This is a genomic window from Dactylosporangium sp. CA-152071 (genome assembly GCF_050936335.1).
Taxonomy (GTDB): domain Bacteria; phylum Actinomycetota; class Actinomycetes; order Mycobacteriales; family Micromonosporaceae; genus Dactylosporangium; species Dactylosporangium maewongense.
Genome location: NZ_JBNJMZ010000001.1, coordinates 6,098,383 through 6,119,597 on the forward strand (window position 1 = coordinate 6,098,383; position 21,215 = coordinate 6,119,597).

Genomic DNA, 21,215 nt, shown 5'->3' on the forward strand with positions numbered 1-21,215 from the left:
CCGGTGCGCTCGACCCGCAGCCGGAGATGCCGCCGGTCGTCGTGCCGCTGCCCCGCGAGCCCGCCACCGAGCTGCACCTGCCGGCGGTCCTCGACCTGCGCGGCACCGCGGCATGACCGCCGCCGAAACGCGGGGGACGAGCGCATGAAGACCGCGGTCGTCCTCTTCACCCGCGACCTGCGGGTGCATGACAACCCGGCGCTCGCCGCCGCCGCCCGCGCCGCGGAGCGGGTCGTGCCGCTCTTCGTGCACGACCCCACGCTGCGGGCCGGCGACAACCGCCGCCGGTTCCTCGACGAGAGCCTCACCGACCTGAAGGCGTCGCTGCGGCAGCGCGGCGCCGACCTCGTCGAGCTGCGCGGAGATCCGGCCGCGGAGTCGGTACGGGTCGCGAAGCGCACCGGCGCGGAAGGCATCGGCGTCGCCGCGGACGTGAGCGGGTACGCCCGCGAGCGGGAGCGCCGCCTGGCGGACGCCTGCGCCGCCGAGCGGATCGCGCTGAAGACCTTCGACGGCGTCACGGTCGTCCCGCCCGGCGCGCTGCGCCCCACCGGCGGCGCGGGCCATTACAAGGTCTTCACGCCGTTCTGGCGGGCGTGGCAGGCCGCCGGCTGGCGCGACGTCGAGGCCGCGCCCCGCAAGCTCCGGCTCCCCGACGACCTCCCGGCGTCCTGGTTCCGGGACCGCCCCGCGAAGGCCGGCGGCGGCGAGTCCGCCGGGCGGCGCAGGCTCACCGCGTGGCTGCCGCACCTGGAGGGCTACGAGGACGACCACGACGCCATGGCGGCCGACCGGACGTCCCGCCTCAGCCCGTTCCTGCACTTCGGCTGCCTGTCGCCGCGGGAGGTGGCGGCCCGGGTCCACGGCCGCGCGGGCGCCGAGCCGTTCCTGCGGCAGCTGTGCTGGCGCGACTTCTACCAGCAGGTGCTGTTCGCGTTCCCCGACCTGCGGCACAAGGCATACCGGGCGTCGGCGGAGGACCGCTGGCGCGACGAGTCCGACGCGCTGCAGGCCTGGCGGGAGGGGCACACCGGCGTCCCGGTCGTCGACGCCGGCATGCGGCAGCTGCTCGCCGAGGGCTGGATGCACAACCGGGCCCGCCTCATCACCGCCTCCTACCTGACCAAGCACCTGGGCGTGGACTGGCGGGCCGGCGGCGACCACTTCTTCGACCTGCTGCTGGACGGCGACGTCGCCAACAACTACGGCAACTGGCAGTGGGTCGCCGGCACGGGCAACGACACCAAGCCGTACCGGCGCTTCAACCCCATCAGGCAGGCGCACCGCTTCGACCCGGACGGCGACTACGTGCGCCGCTACGTGCCCGAGCTGGCCGACGTCGAGGGCAAGGCGGTCCACGAGCCGTGGAACCTGCCCGAGCCCCCGCGCGGCTACCCGGCGCCGCTGAAGCTCTAGGCGGGCTCTAGGCGGTGAGCGCGACGCGGAACGCGGTGGTCAGCGCCTCGTCCAGGTTGTCCAGCAGGTCCTGCGGGTCGGCGTAGACGGCGGCGGCGCCGTGGTCGAGCAGCTCCGCCGCGCACAGCCCGCCGCTGGTCAGGCCGATGCACGGGATCGACACCTGCCCGGCCGCCTGCACGTCCCAGACCGAGTCGCCGACGAACACGACCTCCCCGGGGTCGAGCCCCGCCCGCCGCAGCGCCACCTCCACGATGTCCGGCGCCGGCTTGCTCTCCCCGGCATCGTCGGCGCTGGTCACCGTGTCGATGACCGCGTCGGCGTCCAGGCACCGCAGCAGCGCGCCCAGCTCCGGCTTCGACGCCGACGTGGCGAGCACGTTGCGCAGCCCGCGGCCGGCGCACGTCTCCAGCAGCCGCCGCGCGCCCGGCAGCCGGCGCAGCGCCGTCCAGTGCGCCGCGTACAGGCTGGCGTGCGCGGCCCGCAACGCGTCGTCGTCGCCGGGGTCGTGGCCGGGACCCAGCAGGTGGTCCAGGATCTTGTCCGACCCCATCCCGATCGCCCGGTGGACGCGGGCCGACGGGACGTCGTGGCCGAACTGCCGAAACGCCTGCCACCAGGCCGTCGTATGCAGGTAGACGCTGTCGATGAGGGTCCCGTCGACATCAAAAAGCACACCGGTCACTGGTTTGGTCATGAAACCGTTGTACCCACCGCCGGGGGGTTTCACTGGAGGTATGACCGAGCAACAGGTGCGGATCCTGGAGCCGTTCCCCGGCTTCGACGTCGACGAACTCGGTGACTTCGCCGTCGAGCACTGCAGCGTGACCCTCGCCGATCAGCTGGCGGGCGGTCCGGAGCACGCCCGAGAGACGGAGAGCCCGAAGGGGCTGGCCGGCATGGACGATTAGTGCCGCCGACGTTTGGGCAAGCGTCACTGCATGGTTCGTGATGCCCTCGCAGACGTCGTGCGGTTCGTGCCGTCGCTGCTGCTGTTCATCGTCATCCTTCTGCTCGGCTGGGCCGTCGCGGTCGCGCTGCGGGAGCTGGTGCGCAAGCTGCTGGCGAAGGTCGGGTTCGACCGGCTCGCCGACCGCGGCGGCGTCGGCCGGGCGTTGTCGCGTGCGCGCTTCGACGCCGGTGACCTGATCGCCAAGCTCGTCTACTACGCGGTCCTGCTCTTCACGCTGCAGATCGCGTTCGGCGTGTGGGGCGCCAATCCGGTGTCCGACCTCATCGACGACGTGGTGTCGTGGCTGCCGAAGGCGGCCGTCGCCGTCGTGATCGTGGTCGTCGCCGCGGCGCTCGCCGGCGGCCTGCGCGACGTCGTCACCGGCGCGCTGGGCGGCCTGTCGTACGGGCGGCTCCTGGCGAACCTGGGGTACTGCTTCGTGCTCGGGCTGGGCATCATCGCGGCGCTCAACCAGATCGGCATCGCCACGTCGGTGACCATGCCGGTGCTGATCGCGGTGCTCGCCACGGTCGCCGGCATCCTCGTCGTCGGGGTCGGCGGCGGCCTGGTCCGGCCGATGCAGCAGCGCTGGGAGGGCTGGCTGAGCCGCGTCGAGCAGGAGGCGCCGGCCGTGTCCGAGCGGGTGAAGGCCCACGCGCAGTCCCGCCGCGAGGAGGCGGAGGCCCGCCGGGCCGCCGAGGAGGCCGCGCGGCGGGCGGAGGCCGAGCGCGAGGCCGAGGCGGCCAGGCAGGCCGAGGCGGTGCGCCAGGCCGAGGAGGCCCGGCAGGCCCGCCTCCGGCAGGCGGCGGCGACCGAGCAGTCCGCGGGGGTGGACGCCCCGACGATGGTGGTCCCGACCGTGCCGCCGGCGAACCCACCGGCCGGCGGGCAGCTCCAGGTGCCGTCGCAGCGGCCGGTGGACAACGCCGAACAGACGGTGGTCATCAATCCGCCACCCCGCGATGACGCCTGAACGTTTCTAGCGAAACCCGCCCGAAAGGGCGGGTTTCGTCATTTCCGGACCTTTTCTCCGCCAATAGGTGCGATCGACATAGCAATACCTTGCTATGTGTTAATGCCATGCCCTCAGCAACCCTCGACGTTGCCCTACAACCCCTGTTCGGCGCGATTCTCGGGAGTGACGGCCTCTGTTCCGCGCTGCAGAAAACTGGCATGTTGTGACGGCGTATATCGAGCATTCGGGATATGCGGCGCCGGCGTGCGCGTAGGCCGAGGGTGGGCCACGCCGGAGCAGCACCACGGGGGAGTCAGTAACAACCCTTCGGACACAGCCCGTCCTGAGAGGGGGCATGATGAGCCGACGGACATGGGTGCGCGCCGCAATGGCGTCAGCACTCGTTCCGCCACTGCTCGTGATCGTCTCGGCAAGCCCGAGTCAGGCAGCACCGGTGCAGAGCGGCAGCTTGACATCGGTGCCGGGTGCGTCGCTGGCCAAGCAGAGCTCGGCCGCGAAGTCACCCACGAGTCGCATGGCAAAGACCGACCAGTCCCTGCTCAACCGCACCGACAGCACCCGGCTGCCGATTGCGGTGAAGCTCGACTACGACTCGACCGCGACCTATGCCGGCGGTATTGCCGGATATGAGGCGACGAGCCCGTCAGTCACCGGTAAGGCGCTTTCCGGAAGTACCGCGGAACAGCGTTACGAAAGCCGCATCAAGGCAATTGAGGACAAGTTCCTCGGGCAGCTGCAGAAGCAGGTTCCGGACGCCAAGGTCGGCCAGAAGCTGCGGACCGTCTACGGCGGTATCGCAATGTCGGTGCCGGCGAACAAGATCGGCGCGATCCTCACGCTCGACAACGTGGTGGCGGTCCAGTCCGACGCCGCACGCGCCCCGCAGACCGACTCCAGCACCAGCTTCATCGGTGCCGACCAGGTCTACCCGTCGCTCGGCGGCAAGCCGAACGCCGGTAAGGGCGTCATCTTCGGCTCGCTCGACAGCGGCGTGTGGCCGGAGCACCCGTCGTTCGCGGACAACGGCAACCTCGGCGCCCCGCCCGCGAAGGCGGACGGCACGCCGCGTGCCTGCGACTTCGGCGACAACCCGCTCACCCCGGCGGCCGACCCGTTCGTCTGCCAGAACAAGCTCATCGGTGGCAAGGGCTTCCTTGACACCTACAACGCGCTGCAGCCGATGGAGATGTTCGGGTACACCGCCCGCGACTCCGACGGTCACGGCACCCACACCGCGTCGACCGCCGCCGGTAACCCGGTCGCGTCGGCGAACGTCCTCGGTGTCGAGCGGGGGCCGATCAACGGCGTCGCGCCCGGCGCCTGGGTCTCGGTGTACAAGGTCTGTGGCGCCACCGGCTGCTACGGCACCGACTCGGCCGCCGCGGTCGCCCAGGCGATCAAGGACGGCGTCAAGGTCATCAACTTCTCGATCTCGGGTGGCGCGAGCCCGTACACCGACATCGTGGAGCTGGCGTTCTTCGACGCCTACAAGGCCGGCGTCTTCGTGGCGGCCTCCGCCGGCAACTCCGGCCCGGGCGCGTCCACGACCGACCACCTGTCGGGCTGGGTCACCACCGTCGCGGCGTCGACCCAGAAGCGTTCCTTCGAGTCGGTCCTGACCGTCGCATCCACCGACGGCACCTCGGCGACGTTCAAGGGCGTCTCGATCACCCAGGGTGTCAGCACCCCCACGCAGATCGTGATGGCGTCGGCTCCGCCGTACAACAACCCGACCTGCACCGTGCCGGCCCCGCCCGGCATCTTCGTCGGCAAGGTCGTCGCGTGTGAGCGCAGCCCCGGCCGCATCATCAAGGGCTTCAACGTGCGGCAGGGTGGTGCCGCCGGCATGATCCTGTACAACGCCACGCCCGCTGACGCGCTGAGCGACAACCACTGGCTCCCGACGGTGCACCTCGCCGACGGCACCAGCTTCCTGGCCTTCATGGCCGCCCACGCCGGCAACAAGGCGTCGTTCACGGCGGGCACGAAGGTCATCGGCACCGGTGACACGATGGCGAGCTTCTCGTCGCGTGGCCCCGGCGGCCAGTTCATCAAGCCCGACATCTCCGCCCCCGGCGTGCAGATCCTGGCCGGCCAGACGCCGGTCCTGGACGACGCGGCCGGTGGCCCGCCCGGCCAGTACTTCATGGCGATCGCGGGCACCTCGATGTCGTCGCCGCACATCGCCGGCTCCGCCATCCTGGAGAAGGCGGCCCACCCGGACTTCACCCCGGGTCAGATCAAGTCCTCGCTGATGACCACGGCGACGACCAACGTGAAGAAGGAGAACGGGACGACTCCGGCCGACCCGTTCGATCTCGGCGCCGGTCGGGTCCAGGTCAACCTCGCGGCCAACCCCGGTCTCACGTTCGACGAGACGGCCGACCGGATGTACGCGCTGGGCAACGACCCGGTCAACGCGGTGCAGATCAACCTTCCGTCGGTGAACGCCCCGGTCATGCCGGGCAAGCTCACCGCGGTCCGCACGGCGAAGAACGTCTCCGGCAAGACGCAGACCTACAGGACCGAGGCGACCTCGCCGGCCGGCTCCTCGATCACTGTGTCCCCGGCGATCTTCACCGTGAAGGCGGGGGAGACCGCGACCATCAACATCACCATCAAGTCCAACGCCCCCAAGGCGCAGTACTTCGGTGAGGTCCGGTTGAAGCCGGTCAGCTCGAGCGTGCCGGCGCTGCACCTGCCGGTGGCGTTCGTCCCGCAGCAGGGTGACATCACGGTGACGCAGTCCTGCACGCCGCCGTCGCTGACGCTGCTGCAGAACAGCACCTGCACCGTGAAGGCCACGAACAACACCTTCAACGACACCACGGCGGACTTCACCACCACGTCCACGATCAACCTTCCGGTCGTCGGCGCGAACGGTGCCACGGTGGTCAACCCGTTCAAGGCCGAGAAGAAGGGCGCGTCGCTCGCCGGCGCGATCCCGGGCACGCCGTCGATCGCCCCGGGCACCATCGCCGGGTACATCCCGCTCGACCTGTTCGGGGGCACGCTCGTGACCCCGGTCGGCGACGAGGACCTGACGACGTTCAACGTGCCGTCGTTCAAGTACAACGGTGTCGAGTACTCCTCGCTCACCGTCGACTCGAACGGCTACCTGTACCCGGGCAGTGACGACAGCCGCGAGAACAACAACTGCTGCGACATCACCCCGATCCCGAACCCCGCGAAGCCGAACAACGTCCTCGCGCCGTTCTGGACCGACCTCGACGGCACGGGCGCGACTGGTCTGCTGATCAACGTGCTCACCGACGGCGTCGGCACCTGGACGGTCGTCGAGTGGCGGGTGAACGACTTCGGCACGCTCAACCAGCGCCGCTTCCAGGTCTGGCTGGGCTCGGGCGGTCCGCAGGACATCGCGATGTCCTACGACTTCGGGACGATGGGTGCGCTGCCCGCCGGGCAGAACCTCGTCGTCGGGGCCGAGAACGCGTACGGCAACGGTGGTCAGGGCCTGCCCGTGAACACCCTGCCGAGCACGGACCTCTACGTGACCAGCACCGACCCGGTGCCGGGCGCGTCGACGTCCTACACGGTCACGGTGAAGGGTCTGCTCCCCGGCACCGGCAGGGTCTCCACCTCGGTGGTCACCCCGGCCGTCCCGGGCACGACCGTCGTCAACACCGACATCGGCGTGACGTTGAAGCTCAACCGCATCGGCACGTAACAGCGCCCTTGCAAGGCACGTCCTGGTGACAAAGGCGGCCGGTCCCGAGCCACGGGGCCGGCCGCCCGTCGTTGACGGATGTTGCACTTGCTGTGCAGGATCAGGGGTATGCGAACGTTTGCGAACGGCGGCGAGTTGCTGGCTTCAGTCGGCGAGGTCCTCGGCCACAGCGACTGGCGGGAGATCACCCAGGAGCACATCAACCTGTTCGCCGAGGCCACCGGCGACTTCCAGTGGATTCACGTGGACGCGGAGCGGGCCGCGGCCGGACCGTTCGGCACCACCATCGCGCACGGCTTCATGAGCCTGTCGCTGCTGCCGGTCCTGGTCTCCGGCGTGTACCGGGTGGAAGGCTCCCGGATGGGCATCAACTACGGCCTGGACAAGGTGCGGTTCCCGTCGCCGCTGCCGGTGGGGTCCAAGGTGCGCGCCACGGTGCAGCTGCTGTCCGCCGAGGACATCGGCGAGGGCTGGCTGCAGCTGAAGAACAAGGTGACCGTCGAGCGCGAGGGCCAGGAGAAGCCGGTCTGCGTCGCCGAGTCGCTGACCCGGCTCCTCCTGTAACGCGACACCTCACTCAGCCCGGACTCGGCCCGGACTCAGCCCGGCAGCGACACCAGGTCGGCCAACGCCGTGCGATGGGCGGAGGCCGACCCGAACGTCGCCGCACTGGCGCGGGCCCGCTTCAGGTACAGGTGCGCCGGGTGCTCCCAGGTGAAGCCGATCCCGCCGTGCAGCTGCACGCACTCCTCGGCGGCCTTGACCGCCACCGGGGAGCAGAACGCCTGGGCGACGGCCGCCGCGACCGGCAGGTCCGGGTCGCCGGTCGCGAGGCAGCCCGCCGCGTAGCGGGCCACCGCGCGGGCCTGCGTGACGCTCACCCACAGGTCCGCGAGCCGGTGCTTGACCGCCTGGTACGAGCCGACCGGCCGGGCGAACTGCCGCCGGGTCTTCACGTATTCGACGGTCGTCGTCAGGCACCAGTCCGCGACGCCGAGCTGCTCGGAGGCGAGCAGCGCCGCCCCGGCCAGCAGCGCCCGGTCCACGGCACCGGCCGCGTCGGCGGTGACCAGCCGCCCCGGCGCGCCCGCGAACGTGACGTCGGTGAGCGGCCGGGTCAGGTCGAAGCTGACCACCGGCACCCGGCGCGCCGCCGCGGCGTCCACCGCGTAGAGCCCCGCGGCGGAAGGCACCAGCAGTACATCGGCCGCCGCGGCGTCGACGACGCTGGTGACGGTGCCGTCCAGCCGGTCACCCCCGGCGGTGACGGTCCACGGCTGCGAGGTCCGCCAGGACAGCGGCACCGCCAGGGTCGCCGTCCGGCTGCCGGCGGCGACCGCGTCGAGCAGCGGGTCGCCGGTGCCGGTGAGCGCGGCCACCGCCAGGACGGAGCTGCCGAGGAACGGCACCGGCGCGACGCTGCGACCGAGCTCCTCCATCACCACCGCGGTCTCCCGCCACGACGCGCCCGCGCCGCCGGCCGCCTCGGGCACCGGCAGCCCGGCCACCCCGAGGTCGACGGCCAGGGACCGCCACAGCTTCAGGTCGACGGGTTCGGCCGACTCGATCCTCGCCAGCACCGCCTCGAACCCGGCCCGGTCGCCCAGCAGCGCGCGCACGCTGGAGCGCAGCTCCTCCTCGACGTCGCTGTACAGCAGATCGGTCATTTCGGCAGGTCCTTCCACGCGACGTCCTTGTCGAGCCGGTGCTCCGGCGGCAGCCCCAGGACCCGCTCCGCGACGATGTTGCGCAGGATCTCCGACGTGCCGCCCTCGATCGAGTTGCCTTTCGCGCGGAGGTACCGGTACCCGGCGGTCCGGCCGGAGAAGTCGACGATGGTCGGGCGCCGCATCGTCCACTCGTCGTGCCGCAGCCCCTCCTCGCCGAGCAGGTCCAGCTCCAGGCCGGAGATCTCCTGGTTGAGCCGGGCGAAGAGCAGCTTCGCCGCCGACCCCTCCGGGCCGGGCTGGCCGGCCGCCAGCAGCCGGGAGCTGCCGGGAGGGCGTGACAGCTGCTGGCGCAGCCGCATCCCGGTGAGCCTGGCCGCCTCCGCCTCGACCCACAGCCGCAGCAGCGCGTCGTGCAGCGCCGGGGTCCGCAGCTCGGGCCGCTCCCGCCACAGGTCGGCGACGATGCCGATGCCGCCGCCCTCGCGGGGCGCCGCGCCGCCGCCGATCGCGACCCGCTCGTTCATCAGCGTGGTCTGCGCGACCGCCCAGCCCTCGCCGACCGCGCCGAGCCGGTCGGTGTCGGGGATCCGGACGCCGGTCAGGAACACCTCGTTGAACTCGGCCTCGCCGGTGGCCTGGCGCAGCGGCCGCACCTCCACCCCGGGCGCGGTCATGTCGAGCACGAAGTACGTGATGCCCTGGTGCTTCGGCACGGCCGGGTCGGTGCGGGCGATGAGGATCGCCCACCGCGCCTCGTGCGCCATCGACGTCCACACCTTCTGGCCGTCGACGACCCACCCGTCGCCGTCACGGACCGCGCGGGTGCCGAGGCCGGCGAGGTCGGATCCGGCGCCGGGCTCACTGAACAGCTGGCACCACACCTCCTCGCCCGTCCACAGCGGGCGCAGCCAGCGCCGCCGCTGCTCGTCGGTGCCGTGCCGCAGGATCGTCGGGGCCGCCATGCCGAGGCCGATGCCGATGCGCCGCGGGTTGTTGTCGGGGGCGCCCGCCGCGGCGAACACGTCCTCGACGGCCGCCTGCTCCTCCCGCGGCAGGCCGAGCCCGCCGAGCCCTTCCGGGAACTGCACCCACGCGAGCCCGGCGTCGAACCGGGCCCGCAGGAAGTCCCGCGGGTCGAGCGCGTTGGGGTCGTGCGCGGCGAGGAACTCCCTCGCCAGGTCCGCCGGCTGCGATGTCGGCTGCGATGTCGGGTTCAATTGAGCGGGCCTCCGGCCACGTAGATGACCTGCCCGGACACGAAGCCCGCACCCTCGCTCGCAAGGAACGAGATGGTGTGCGCGACGTCCGCCGGCACGCCCACCCGGCGGACCGGGATCCGCTCGGCCGCCGCCTGCTGGAACGCCTCGAAGTCGACCTTGACCCGGGCGGCGGTCGCGGCGGTCATGTCGGTCGCGATGAATCCGGGCGCGACGGCGTTGACGGTGACGCCGAACGGGCCCAGCTCGATCGCCAGGGTCTTCGTGAAGCCCTGCAGCCCGGCCTTCGCGGCGGAGTAGTTGGCCTGGCCCCGGTTGCCGAGCGCGGACGACGACGACAGGTTGACGATCCGGCCGAACTTCGCCGCCGTCATGTGCGTCTGCGCGGCCCGGCTCATCAGGAACGCACCCTTCAGGTGCACCCCCATCACCGTGTCCCAGTCGCTGTCGCTCATCTTGAACAGCAGGTTGTCCCGCAGCACCCCGGCGTTGTTGACCAGGACCAGCGGCGGGCCGAGCTCGCCGGCGACCCGGTCGACGGCGGCGGCCACGGCCTGTGCGTCGGCGACGTCCGCCCCGACGGCCAGGGCGCGCCCGCCGGCGGCCTGGATCTGTTCGACAGTGTCCTTGCAGGCGCCCTCGTCCAGGTCGAGCACCGCCACGGCGTGCCCGTCGGCGGCCAGTCGGAGGGCGGTCGCGGCGCCGATGCCGCGGGCCGCGCCGGTCACGATCGCCACGCGGGCCTGTGTGTCAGTCATACCTCCGATCCTCACCCGTGAGACACGGTCCTGAAAAGGCACTGCAAGTGCAGATTGTTCACACCGCCCGCGCCAAATGTCCGATTGGCGGAATTTCCCGCAAGTTCCCGGCGGGGAACCGTTCAGGTGCGGCACGGTTGCGCCGATGGTCTCAGCGTCACACGGAAGAGACGGCACCACGGGGGGCACGGATGAACGGCAACACGATCAAGAAGGCAGTCACGCTGGCCGGTTTCGCCGCACTGGGGGGCCTCGGGACGATGATCGGTTCGACCACCGCCTCCGCCGCTCCCGCCGGCGCCTCCTCTGCGGCCTTCGGTGGCAAGGCCGTCGCCTACGTGCGGGCCGGCGTCATCTACAGCAGCGACGGCTACAGCGAGGTCCGCCTCACCGAGGACGAGGTCAACGCCCGGCCGCGGTTCAACCCCGACGGCACGAAGCTCGCGTACCTGCACAACAACACGGTCTGGGTGATGAACGCCGACGGCAGTGGCAAGCGCCAGGTCAGCGACCGGGTCTCCGGCGGCGCCTCGTGGTCCCCGGACGGCAAGTGGATCGCCTACGCCGCGCTGTCGTGCACCGGCGGCCCCGGCGTCTTCCGCGTCGCGGCCGACGGCCCCGAGGGTGCCGCGTCGCAGCCGCTCTTCCCCGCCTCCTGCCGCGACCAGGCCGTCCCCGAGGTCGCGTACATCACCGAGCAGGCAACCGAGCAGGCCGGCCCGGTGAAGCTCGTGGACCGCCTGCGGACCGACGACGCGGTCGCCTGGTCGCCCGACGGCACGAAGATCGCGTTCCGGGGCGGCGAGTGCGAGTCGATCGCCGACAACTGCCTGAGCGTCGGCACCGTCGAGACCGGCACCGAGCGCGCCATCGACTACTACGGCGGTGGCGGCAGCGGCACCAGCGGCTTCGGCGTCGTCCCCGCCTGGTCGCCCGACGGCCGGAAGGTCACCTGGACCACCTACACCGAGGACGGCACCGCGGTGCGGGTCACCGAGGCCGACGCCGACGGCGGCAACCGGCACCAGATCGGCGCCGCCGACGACCGCGAGATGGTCTACGCGGGCGCCCGCACCGGCGTGCTCACCGCGTCGCACCAGGGCCACTCCTGGGTGACCGCGGTCGACCTGGCCACCGGCGCGCGGACCCCGCTGCACCAGGGCTCGCAGCCGACCGTTCAGGCCTGATGACCAGACACCTGCTCGGCATCGCGCTGGCGCTCACGCTGGCGTCGTGTGGCTCCGGTCCGACACCTGTCGGGCCGGAGCCTTCGCGTTCGGCCACCGGCGGCGCGCTGCTCGCCGTCGAGGATCTGCCCGACGGCTACGTGACCAGCCCGCCGCAGGTGGAGCCCGAGGTCAGCGGGGACAGCACGGTCAGCGTCGCCGGCTGCGGCGCCCTGATCGACCGGTTCCGCGGGGGCGGCACCGGCGTCCGGTTCGAGGGCGGCTCCGCGGGGCCCTTCCTCGCCGAGGAGGTCTCCGCGGATCCGGATGCGGTGGATGTACTGCGGGAGCTCGGCACCCGGTGTGCGGCCTTCACGGACACCGATCCCGGCGGCGGGACGACCAGCGTCACGGTGACCGACGCCGGGCTGCCGAGCCTCGGCGACGAGTCCGCGGCGGTCAGGATGGCCGCGTCCGGCGGCGCCGGCGACGACGCCTACACCCTCGGCGGCTACCTGCTCGTCGTCCGCGTCGGCGGCGCGACCTGCACCCTCGTGCACTTCGGCCAGCCGGAGGTGGACCGGGCCGAGACCGAGACGATCGCCAAGGCGGCGGTGCGGAAGCTGCGGCGGCCACAATGAGGCATGCGGCTGGGCACGTTCAACCTCATGCACGGGCGGTCTCTCGCCGACGGGCAGGTCGACGCCGGCCGCGTCCACGCGACGATCGCCGCGCTGGACACCGACGTCCTCGGGCTCCAGGAGGTCGACCGGGGCCAGCACCGCAGCGGCCACGCCGACCTCGCCGCGATCGCGGCCGACGCCCTGGGTGCGGGGCACGTCCTGTTCGTGCCGGCGGTGGTCGGCACCCCCGGCGAGGGCTTCCGGACGGCGACCGACGGCGACCAGGACGGGACCGACCCGCACTACGGCGTCGCGCTGGTGAGCCGGTATCCGGTGGTCGACTGGCGGGTGACCCGCCTGCCGGCCGCCCCGCTGCGCTCACCGCTGCTGGCCGGACCCCAGCTGCTGTTCCTCGACGACGAGCCGCGGGTCCTGATCGCCGCGGTGCTCGAAACCCCCGCCGGGCGTGTGACGGTCGCCACCACCCACCTGTCCTTCGTCCCCGGCTGGAACGTCCGGCAGCTCCAGCTGGTCCGCCGGGCGCTGCGGCCGCTGCCCACACCGCGCGTGCTCCTCGGCGACCTCAACCTCCCCGGCGGGCTGCCCCGGCTCTTCTCCGGCTGGCACCGGCTCGCGCGCCTGCCGACCTTCCCGGCACCGGCGCCACGCGTGCAGTTCGACCACGTGCTGGCCGACGGGCGCGGCATCGAGCGCCTCCCGCGGGTCCTGCGGGTGGCGGCCCCGGCGGTGCCGTTCTCCGACCACCGGCCGCTGGTTGTGACACTCCGTGACCGCCCGGGCACGCTGAAGATCGATTAGGGCAGATTTAAGTGCGAGCGGAATGCCTGCTTGCGGCGGTTTGTCCCGGCACGATTGCGAACCGTGTTCGGATAACTACGATTCTTCGGTGCCTTGTAGATTGGGCGTTCGTTTGTTGGGATGCGTACCGTCAGTGATTTCCAACCGAAGGTACAAGGCCGCAGAGGCCGCCGGTCCGGAGGATAAGAGCCGTGAAAGGTCGCCACCGCTCAGCGGGGTCGTCAGGCGCAGCGCTCAAGATGGGCGCCGCCGCCGTCGCCGTGCTCGTAGTCCTCGCCGGCAGCTGGTATGCGTTCCGGAAGTACTCCCAGCCGTCGTGCGGTGCGTCCACCAAGCTCACGGTCAGCGCACCCTCTGACATCGCGCCCGCGCTGAAGCAGCAGGTCGCCGACTGGTCCGCGCAGGCCAAGACCGGCGACGGCTGCGTCGACGTCGAGGTCATCGAGGCCGCGTCCGCCGACGTCGCCGCCGCGATCGCCGCCACCTCGAAGAAGTCCCTGACCGGCGTCGGCCAGGCCAACGGCAAGACCCGCATCCCCGACGTGTGGGTGCCCGACTCGTCCCTGTGGCTCCAGCGCCTCCGCGCCGTCAACCCCGCCGGCCTCCCCGCCGACGCCAAGTCGATCGCCCGCAGCCCCATCGTCGTCGCCGTCCCCGAGCCGATCGCGACCACCTCCTTCGGCTGGCCCCAGACGAAAATCAAGTACACCGACCTGATCGGGAAGGTCGCCGGCGACCAGAAGGTCAAGCTCGGCATCGTCGAGCCCAGCCGCGACTCGACCGGCCTCGCCGGCCTGATGACCCTCGCCGCCGCCGCGACCGCCTCCGCCGGCGGCAACCAGACCCAGGCCACGCAGACCGCGACCGCCGCCCTCCGCGCGCTCGCCGCCGGCCGGTCCTCCCTGCGCGACGACCTCATGCAGAAGTTCCCGCGCGGCTCCGACCCGCAGGCACTCAGCGCCGGCCTGACCGTCGCGCCGCTGTCGGAGCAGGCCGTCATCCAGTACAACGCCCAGCAGCCGCCGGTCCGCCTCGCCGCGATCTACGCCGAGCCCGCGCCGCTCGCCCTCGACTACCCGTTCGTCATCCTCAGCAAGGAACGCACCGCCGCCGCCGAACAGCTGCTCAAGGTGCTCGGCGGCGACCAGTTCCGGGACCGGCTCGGCGCGATCGGCCTCCGCGGCTCCGACGGCGTCGCCGGCAAGGGCTTCCAGACCCCGACCGGCGCACCCACCTCCCTGACCGCCGGCCAGGTCCCCGACGCCGCCGCCATCGAAGGCCTGCTCACCAAGTGGCAGGCGATCACCCTCCCGGCCCGCATGCTCGCCGTCATCGACGTGTCCGGCTCCATGCTCACGAAGGTCCCCACCGCCGGCGGCGCCGACCGCATGACGGTGACCCTCGAGGCGGCCCGCCGCGGCATGCAGCTCTTCGACGACTCCTGGGCCCTCGGCGTGTGGACCTTCTCCACCCAGCTCGACGGCGCCAAGGACTACAAGCAGCTCGTCCCCATCGGCCCGCTGGTCAGCCAGCGCAACCAGTGCCTCCAGGCGCTGCAGGGCATCCGCCCCAAGCAGAACGGCGACACCGCCCTCTACGACACCATCCTCGCCGGCTACAAGGCCGTGCAGAGCGGCTGGGACCAGGGCCGGATCAACTCCCTCATCGTCATGACCGACGGCGAGAACGACGACCCCGCCGGCGGCCTCTCCCTCGAGCAGCTGATCGCCGAGCTCAAGGCGACCGCCGACCCGGCCAAGCCCATCCAGGTCATCCTTATCGGCATCGGCGACAAGGTCGGCGAGGGCGCCATGCGCCAGATCACCGACGCCGTCGGCGGCGGCACCTTCGTCGCCCCCGACCCGGCCAAGATCGGCGACATCTTCCTCCAGGCCATCTCGCTACGCGGCCAGGCCGCCCAGCCCAAGTAGCTGTTACCCGCGTCCGGCTCACCGCCCCGCCACGATCCCGCACCGCACGGGATCACGGCGGGGCGGCGGCGCATACTGGGTGTGTGATCGCGGTGACCGGGGCGTCCGGGCAGGTCGGCAGACGAGTCGCGGCGGGGGTTCCTGAGGCGCGGGGGCTGACCCGCAAGGACGCCGAATACGGCGACACCGGCCGGATGCGGCAGGCGCTCGACGGGGTCCGGACGCTGTTCCTGGTCTCGGCGCGCGAGTCAGGCGACCGGGTCGCCGAGCACCGCAGCGCCGTCGACGCGGCCGTCGCGGCCGGCGTCCAGCGGATCGTGTACCTGTCGTTCGCCGGCGCCGCACCCGACTGCACCTTCACGTTCGGCCGGGACCACTGGCACACCGAGCAGCACATCCGGCAGACCGGCCTGCGCTGGACCTTCCTGCGCGACAACCTCTACCAGGAGATGCTGCCGATGCTCGCCGGCCCCGACGGCGTCATCCGCGGCCCCGCGGCCGACGGCCGGCTCGCCGCCGTCGCCTACGACGACATCGCCGCGAGCGCCGTCGCGGCACTCACCCAGGACGGGCACGACGGACGGACCTACGAGCTCACCGGGCCCGAGGCGCTGACCATGCACGAGGTCGCGGCCAGGCTCGGCCTCACCTACGTCCCCGAGACCGTCGAAGAGGCCTACGCGTCGCGGGCGCACTACGGGGCGCCGGCGTTCGAGGTCGCCGGATGGGTCAGCTCCTACGAGGCGATCGCCGCCGGCGAACTCGCGACCGTCAGCGACGACGTACGGCACCTGACCGGACGGGACCCGAAACCGCTCAGTCCCAGGTGAGCAGCTGGTCGACCGGCGCGTAGTCGTCGGTCAGGACCCGCGCTCCGCCGACGAACGCGCGAAGCTCCTCGCCGGTCAGGGAGTCCGGCATCGCCCGTACCGGCGACGTGGAAGCGAACACGACGAAGTTGCTGCCGGTCTCGCCCCGCAACGCGGGCCGCGGCGCCACCAGGGTCACGAACGGGAACACGGCGGCGATGGTCGCGACCTCGGCACGGACGAAGCGGCGGGCCGGACCGTCGATGACGTTGAGCGCGTAGACACCACCCGGACGCAGCACCCGCCGGACGTCGGTGACCAGCTCGCGGGTCGTGAGATGCCACGGGACCGCGAGATGGCCGAACGCGTCACCGATGACCAGGTCACGCGACGCGGACGGCTGGCGGCGCAGACCCGCGCGGGCGTCACCGGTCTCGACCCGCAGCAGCGGACCCGTCCGCAGGCCGAGCCGCCGCCGGTCGAGCTCGACGAGCGCCGGATCCAGCTCCAGGACGAGGTTGTCGCTGCCCGGACGGGTCGCGGCCACGTACCGCGGCAGCGTGAACCCACCACCACCCACATGCAGCACATCCAGCGGACCCGCCGGCAGACCGTCCACATAGGACCCGATCCACTGGGTGTACGCATACTCCAGATGCTTCGGGTCGCCGAGATCCACATAGGAGTGCTGGGCACCGTTGAGGAACAGGACGCGCCCCTCACCCCCGTCCTCGCCGACGGCGGCACACGTGTACGCGGTCTCCACGTCGCACGGGGAAGGGGTGACGATGCCGAGCGGCACGCCGATCACGACGAACGCCGCGGCCGCCGACAGGTTGCCGGTGCGCCGCCAGTACCCGCCGAAGCCGAAGCCGGCAAGCGCCAGCACACCCGCCAGGACCAGCAGGATCACGCTCGTCGGCACGGTGGCCACCAACACGAACCCCGTCGCGAACGTCGCCGTGATCGCGCCGAGCGTGCCGACGCTGGACAGCCGGCCCACCACCCTCCCGGTGTGCGCGAGATCGGCCAGCTGCAGCTTCACCACCAGCGGGGTCACCGCCGACAGCAACGCCGCCGGCACGAACAAGGCCATCGCCGCGAGCAGCAGCACACTCGACGGCCCGGCGTCGCGCAGCCACGCACCGGCCACCCGGACGATCGGCAGCGTCGCGGCCGTCGCGGCGGCGCCCAGCAGCAACAACGGCGACAACAGCCGGCGCGGGTCGCCCCGCCGGTCCGCGAGCCAGCCACCGGTCCACGCGCCATACGCGATCGCGGCCAAGGCCACACCGATGATCGCGGTGCTGCTCGACAGCGTCACACCGACGTACGGCCCGACGAGCCGCAGCCCGACGATCTCCAGGACGAGCACGGCACCGCTGGTCAGGAACACCAGACCGGCGGCGATGCGGTTATTGAGGGGTGTCGCGGCATCCACCGCTCTAGCATGGGGCACATGTCCGATTCGACGCGCATACCCGCCAAGCCGACCCTCGATGGCCTCGAGGCGCGCTGGGTAAAGGTATGGGACGTCGAAGGGACCTACCGATTCGACCGGACCGCCACCCGCGACAGCGTGTTCTCGATCGACACGCCGCCGCCGACGGTGAGCGGGGCACTGCACATCGGCCACGTCTTCTCCTACACGCAGACCGACGCGATCGCCCGCTACCAGCGCATGCGCGGCCGGGACGTGTTCTACCCGATGGGGTGGGACGACAACGGCCTGCCCACCGAGCGGCGGGTGCAGCTCACGTACGGGGTGCAGTGCGACCCCGCCCTGCCGTACGACGAACACCTCGTCATCACGAAGACCCCCGGCGGCCCGCCCCAGAAGATCAGCCGCCGGAACTTCATCGACCTCTGCAAACGCCAGACGGAGGTCGACGAGCAGGCCTACGAGCAGCTGTGGCGCAACCTCGGCCTGTCCGTCGACTGGACCCTGCTCTACACGACGATCGGCGACCGGGCCCGGACCGCCGCCCAGCAGGGATTCCTCAACAGCCTCGCCCGCGGCGACGCGTACGCCGTCGACGGCCCGACCCTCTGGGACGTCACGTTCGGCACGGCGGTCGCGCAGGCCGAGCTCGAAGACCGCGAACGCCCCGGCGCCTACCACCGGATCCGCTTCGGCGACTTCACCGTCGACACGACCCGGCCCGAGCTGCTGCCCGCCTGCGTGGCCCTGGTCGCGCACCCCTCCGACGAGCGGTTCCAGCCGCACTTCGGCACGACCGTGCGCACGCCCCTGTTCCACGTCGACGTGCCGCTGCTCGCCCACCCCCTGGCCGACCCCGCGAAGGGCACCGGCCTCGTGATGGTGTGCACCTTCGGCGACCTCACCGACGTGACCTGGTGGCGGGAGCTCGACCTGCCGACCCGCACCGTCATCCAGCGCAACGGCCGGCTCGGCCTGCAACCGCCGCCCGGCGTCGACGAGGACCAGTACGCACTCGTCGCCGGCCTCACCGTCAACCAGGCCCGGGAGAAGATCGTCGCGGCACTGCGCGCCGACGGCATGCTCGAAGGCGAGCCACGGCCGATCACCCACGCGGTGAAGTTCTACGAGAAGGGCGAGAAACCCCTCGAGATCGTCGGCACCCGCCAGTGGTACATCCGCAACGGCGGCCGCTCGCCAGAACTCCGCGCCGCGCTGCTCGCCCGGGGCCGCGAGCTGCAGTGGACCCCGGCCCACATGCGCTCCCGCTACGAACACTGGGTCGAAGGCCTCACCGGCGACTGGGTGATCAGCCGGCAACGCTTCTTCGGCGTGCCGATCCCGCTCTGGTACCGCCTCGACGACGACGCCCACCCCGTCCACGACGACCCCATCGTGCCTTCGGCGCTGCCGATGGACCCGAGCAGCGACACGCCACCCGGCTACGACGAGTCGCAGCGCGGCCGGCCCGGCGGGTTCATCGGCGACCCCGACGTCATGGACACCTGGGCGACGTCCTCGCTGACCCCGCAGATCATCGGCGGCTGGCTCGACGACCCCGACCTCTTCACCCGGGTCTTCCCCATGGACCTGCGCCCCCAGGCCCACGAGATCATCCGGACCTGGCTCTTCTCGACCGTGCTGCGCGCCCACGTGGAGCACGACGTGCTGCCGTGGAAGCGGGCGTCGATCGCCGGCTGGATCGTCGACCCCGACCGCAAGAAGATCGGCAAGTCCAAGGACAACGCCGGCGACTCCCCGGAAGCCATGCTCGAACGGCACGGCGCCGACGCCCTGCGCTACTGGGCGGCCAGCGCCCGCCCGGGCGTCGACACGGCGCTCGACGTGAACCAGATGAAGATCGGCCGCCGCCTGGCCACGAAGCTCCTCAACGCGAGCCGCTTCGTGCTCGGCTTCCCCGTGCCCACCAGCGGTGCCGTCACCGAGCCCGTGGACCAGGCCCTGCTGGCCGCCCTGTCCACGGTGGTGACCGAGGCGACGGCGGCCTTCGAGGTGTACGACTACGCGCGCGCCCTCGAACGCACCGAACAGTTCTTCTGGTCCTTCTGCGACGACTACCTGGAGCTGGTCAAGTCCCGCGCCTATGGCGAGCTTCCCGCCGCCGACTCCGCCCGGACCGCTCTGACCACGGCGCTGTCGACCCTGCTGCGGCTGTTCGCCCCGTTCCTGCCCTTCGTGACGGAGGAGATCTGGTCCTGGTGGCAGCCCGGCTCCATCCACCGCGCCTCTTGGCCGACCGGCATCTCCTCCGCTAGCGGTGCACCTTCCTCTGCTGACGGCGGACCTTCCCCCGCGGCCGACGGCGGCCCCTTCTCCCCCTTTGCCGACATTTCCGACATTTCCCCTTTGTCGGTTGCGACGGCGGTGCTGGCGGCGGTGCGGAAGGCGAAGTCGGCGGCCCAGCAGTCCATGCGTGCCGAGGTGGCGCTGCTGGCGGTGGCCGGCCCCGCGGCCGTCCTGGAGCAGGTCAAGGCCGACCTGACCGCGGCCGGCAACGTCCGGTCGTGGGCCATCACCGACGCTGAGGAACTGTCCGTTACCGTCACGTTGTGATGGAACTCCAGGCCATCGGGGTCCAACACCCCGCCGTGCGGCAGGTGCAGCACATCCAGAACAACACCGCACCCAACCGCTACAAACTCTTCGTCGCCGAGGGCCTCTGGGCGCACAACATGCTCCTGGAGGCCGGCGCGCCGATCGACACGTTCTTCTGGTGCCCCGAGGCGATCTACGCCGACGAGGCCCACCGCCGCGCCGAGGAGATCGCCGCGCGGGCAGACCGGTCGTTCCGGATCTCGCTGCGGACCCTGGAGAAGATCTCCGAGCGCGACAAGCCCGACGGCCTGCTGTCCCTAGCCGCCCTGCCCCGCTGGGACGCCGACGATCTCCGGTTCGGCAAGACGTCGCTGGTACTGGTCGCCGACGGCCTCGAGATCCCCGGCAACCTCGGCACCCTGATCCGGTCCCTGGACGCCTGTGGGGCCGACTGCCTGGTGCTCACCAACCGCAAGACCCGCCTGACCCACCCGAAGGTCATCCGCGCCAGCCAGGGCACGATCCTCACCGTGCCGACGATCGAGTTCGAGCAGACCGCCGACGCCGTCGCCTGGCTCCAGCGCCACCGGTTCACGGTCCTCCTCGCCGACACCGACGAGGCGGTCAACTACCGCCAGGCGAACTACTCGGGCCGCACCGCCCTCGTCGTCGGCAGCGAACGCTACGGCATCGGCAAAGAGTGGTACGGCCACGGCTACCAGCGCGTCGCGGTCCCCATGCTCGGCTCGGGCGACTCCCTCAACGTCTCCGTCTCCGCCTCGGTCCTCCTCTACGAGGCCCGCGCCCGCAAATCGTCCTGGTAACCCGCGCCGCGAACCGCTGCGTGACGCACGCGCCCCTGGCTATGCACGCCCGCCGGTAACCACGCCAGCACCGGCGACGAAGACGCGATGATCGTGCGCTACGAACGTCCGTCGGTAACGTGCGCTACGTACGTCCGCCGAGAACACGCGCTACGCGCGACCGCTGGTAATGCGCGTCCGCGGGCGAGTGGACGCGTCCGCGGACGGGTGCCGGTAACGCGCGCCTGCGAGCTGGCCGGGGTCAGTGGGGGTCTGCTGGTCGATGGCTGGCCGCACCGTGCTGGTGGGCAGCCTGCGCTGAACGTTCGCGGGTCCGGCACGCTTCGGGCTGGTGCCGCACCGCCTACTTGGCAACCTACACCACGCCTG

The 21,215-nt window shown here is 71.7% G+C and carries 17 protein-coding genes; 12 read left to right on the top strand and 5 right to left on the bottom strand.

Annotated elements, in window-relative coordinates; all coding sequences use genetic code 11:
• The first annotated feature begins 144 nt into the window (after nt 1-144).
• On the top strand, nt 145-1,416 hold the full coding sequence (locus ACQEVZ_RS27330; RefSeq protein WP_433371458.1) for a cryptochrome/photolyase family protein: 1,272 nt from the start codon (nt 145-147) through the stop codon (nt 1,414-1,416).
• Between the two features lie 7 nt (nt 1,417-1,423).
• Here ACQEVZ_RS27330 and ACQEVZ_RS27335 read toward each other — a convergent pair whose 3' ends face one another.
• The gene (locus ACQEVZ_RS27335) at nt 1,424-2,113 is read right to left on the bottom strand and encodes an HAD family hydrolase (protein WP_433371461.1); all 690 of its coding nucleotides are present in this window, start codon (nt 2,111-2,113) and stop codon (nt 1,424-1,426) included.
• A gap of 40 nt (nt 2,114-2,153) precedes the next feature.
• On the opposite strand from ACQEVZ_RS27335, the gene ACQEVZ_RS27340 reads away from it, so the two are divergent.
• The 4 genes from ACQEVZ_RS27340 to ACQEVZ_RS27355 all read left to right on the top strand — a co-directional run bounded on the left by ACQEVZ_RS27340 (nt 2,154) and on the right by ACQEVZ_RS27355 (nt 7,596).
• On the top strand, nt 2,154-2,327 hold the full coding sequence (locus ACQEVZ_RS27340) for a hypothetical protein (protein WP_344500988.1): 174 nt from the start codon (nt 2,154-2,156) through the stop codon (nt 2,325-2,327).
• 30 nt (nt 2,328-2,357) lie between these two features.
• Nucleotides 2,358-3,341 (top strand): mechanosensitive ion channel family protein, encoded by a 984-nt coding sequence (locus tag ACQEVZ_RS27345; protein ID WP_433371464.1) that lies wholly within the window; start codon nt 2,358-2,360, stop codon nt 3,339-3,341.
• Between the two features lie 517 nt (nt 3,342-3,858).
• Nucleotides 3,859-7,032 (top strand): S8 family serine peptidase, encoded by a 3,174-nt coding sequence (locus ACQEVZ_RS27350; RefSeq protein ID WP_433371467.1) that lies wholly within the window; start codon nt 3,859-3,861, stop codon nt 7,030-7,032.
• Between the two features lie 108 nt (nt 7,033-7,140).
• Nucleotides 7,141-7,596, top strand: coding sequence for a MaoC family dehydratase (locus tag ACQEVZ_RS27355; protein ID WP_344500994.1), 456 nt, complete (start codon nt 7,141-7,143; stop codon nt 7,594-7,596).
• 35 nt (nt 7,597-7,631) lie between these two features.
• On the opposite strand, the gene ACQEVZ_RS27360 is transcribed toward ACQEVZ_RS27355, so the two are convergent.
• The 3 genes from ACQEVZ_RS27360 to fabG are packed head-to-tail and all read right to left on the bottom strand — an operon-like array spanning nt 7,632 to nt 10,677.
• Entirely contained in the window at nt 7,632-8,699 is a 1,068-nt protein-coding gene (locus ACQEVZ_RS27360; RefSeq protein WP_433371470.1) for an acyl-CoA dehydrogenase family protein, read from the bottom strand.
• Nucleotides 8,696-9,919 (bottom strand): acyl-CoA dehydrogenase family protein, encoded by a 1,224-nt coding sequence (locus ACQEVZ_RS27365; protein WP_433371473.1) that lies wholly within the window; start codon nt 9,917-9,919, stop codon nt 8,696-8,698. The genes ACQEVZ_RS27360 and ACQEVZ_RS27365 overlap by 4 nt, the downstream gene beginning before the upstream one ends.
• Complete coding sequence (gene fabG / locus ACQEVZ_RS27370; RefSeq protein ID WP_344501000.1) at nt 9,916-10,677, bottom strand: 3-oxoacyl-ACP reductase FabG; 762 nt, start codon at nt 10,675-10,677, stop codon at nt 9,916-9,918. The genes ACQEVZ_RS27365 and fabG overlap by 4 nt, the downstream gene beginning before the upstream one ends.
• 191 nt (nt 10,678-10,868) lie before the next feature.
• On the opposite strand from fabG, the gene ACQEVZ_RS27375 reads away from it, so the two are divergent.
• The 5 genes from ACQEVZ_RS27375 (at nt 10,869) to ACQEVZ_RS27395 (ending at nt 16,046) form a co-directional block, all read left to right on the top strand.
• Nucleotides 10,869-11,864 carry a hypothetical protein gene (locus ACQEVZ_RS27375; RefSeq protein ID WP_433371476.1) on the top strand — a complete coding sequence of 332 codons (996 nt, stop codon included), beginning with the start codon at nt 10,869-10,871 and terminating at the stop codon, nt 11,862-11,864.
• Nucleotides 11,864-12,484, top strand: coding sequence for a hypothetical protein (locus ACQEVZ_RS27380; RefSeq protein WP_433371479.1), 621 nt, complete (start codon nt 11,864-11,866; stop codon nt 12,482-12,484). The genes ACQEVZ_RS27375 and ACQEVZ_RS27380 overlap by 1 nt, the downstream gene beginning before the upstream one ends.
• A 3-nt stretch (nt 12,485-12,487) precedes the next feature.
• Nucleotides 12,488-13,285, top strand: coding sequence for an endonuclease/exonuclease/phosphatase family protein (locus ACQEVZ_RS27385; protein ID WP_433371482.1), 798 nt, complete (start codon nt 12,488-12,490; stop codon nt 13,283-13,285).
• Between the two features lie 239 nt (nt 13,286-13,524).
• Nucleotides 13,525-15,216: a VWA domain-containing protein gene (locus tag ACQEVZ_RS27390; protein WP_344501008.1), complete on the top strand. Its 1,692-nt coding sequence runs from the start codon at nt 13,525-13,527 to the stop codon at nt 15,214-15,216.
• Nucleotides 15,217-15,299: 83 nt separating this feature from the next.
• Entirely contained in the window at nt 15,300-16,046 is a 747-nt protein-coding gene (locus ACQEVZ_RS27395) for an NmrA family NAD(P)-binding protein (protein ID WP_433371485.1), read from the top strand.
• On the opposite strand, the gene ACQEVZ_RS27400 is transcribed toward ACQEVZ_RS27395, so the two are convergent.
• Entirely contained in the window at nt 16,033-17,466 is a 1,434-nt protein-coding gene (locus ACQEVZ_RS27400) for a fused MFS/spermidine synthase (protein ID WP_425552144.1), read from the bottom strand. The genes ACQEVZ_RS27395 and ACQEVZ_RS27400 overlap by 14 nt on opposite strands.
• Before the next feature lie 18 nt (nt 17,467-17,484).
• Between ACQEVZ_RS27400 and valS the strand changes: the two genes are divergently transcribed.
• The gene (valS, locus tag ACQEVZ_RS27405; protein ID WP_433371490.1) at nt 17,485-20,040 is read left to right on the top strand and encodes a valine--tRNA ligase; all 2,556 of its coding nucleotides are present in this window, start codon (nt 17,485-17,487) and stop codon (nt 20,038-20,040) included.
• On the top strand, nt 20,040-20,846 hold the full coding sequence (locus tag ACQEVZ_RS27410) for a TrmH family RNA methyltransferase (protein WP_354890039.1): 807 nt from the start codon (nt 20,040-20,042) through the stop codon (nt 20,844-20,846). Before valS ends, ACQEVZ_RS27410 begins: the two co-directional genes overlap by 1 nt.
• Nucleotides 20,847-21,215: the final 369 nt, after the last annotated feature.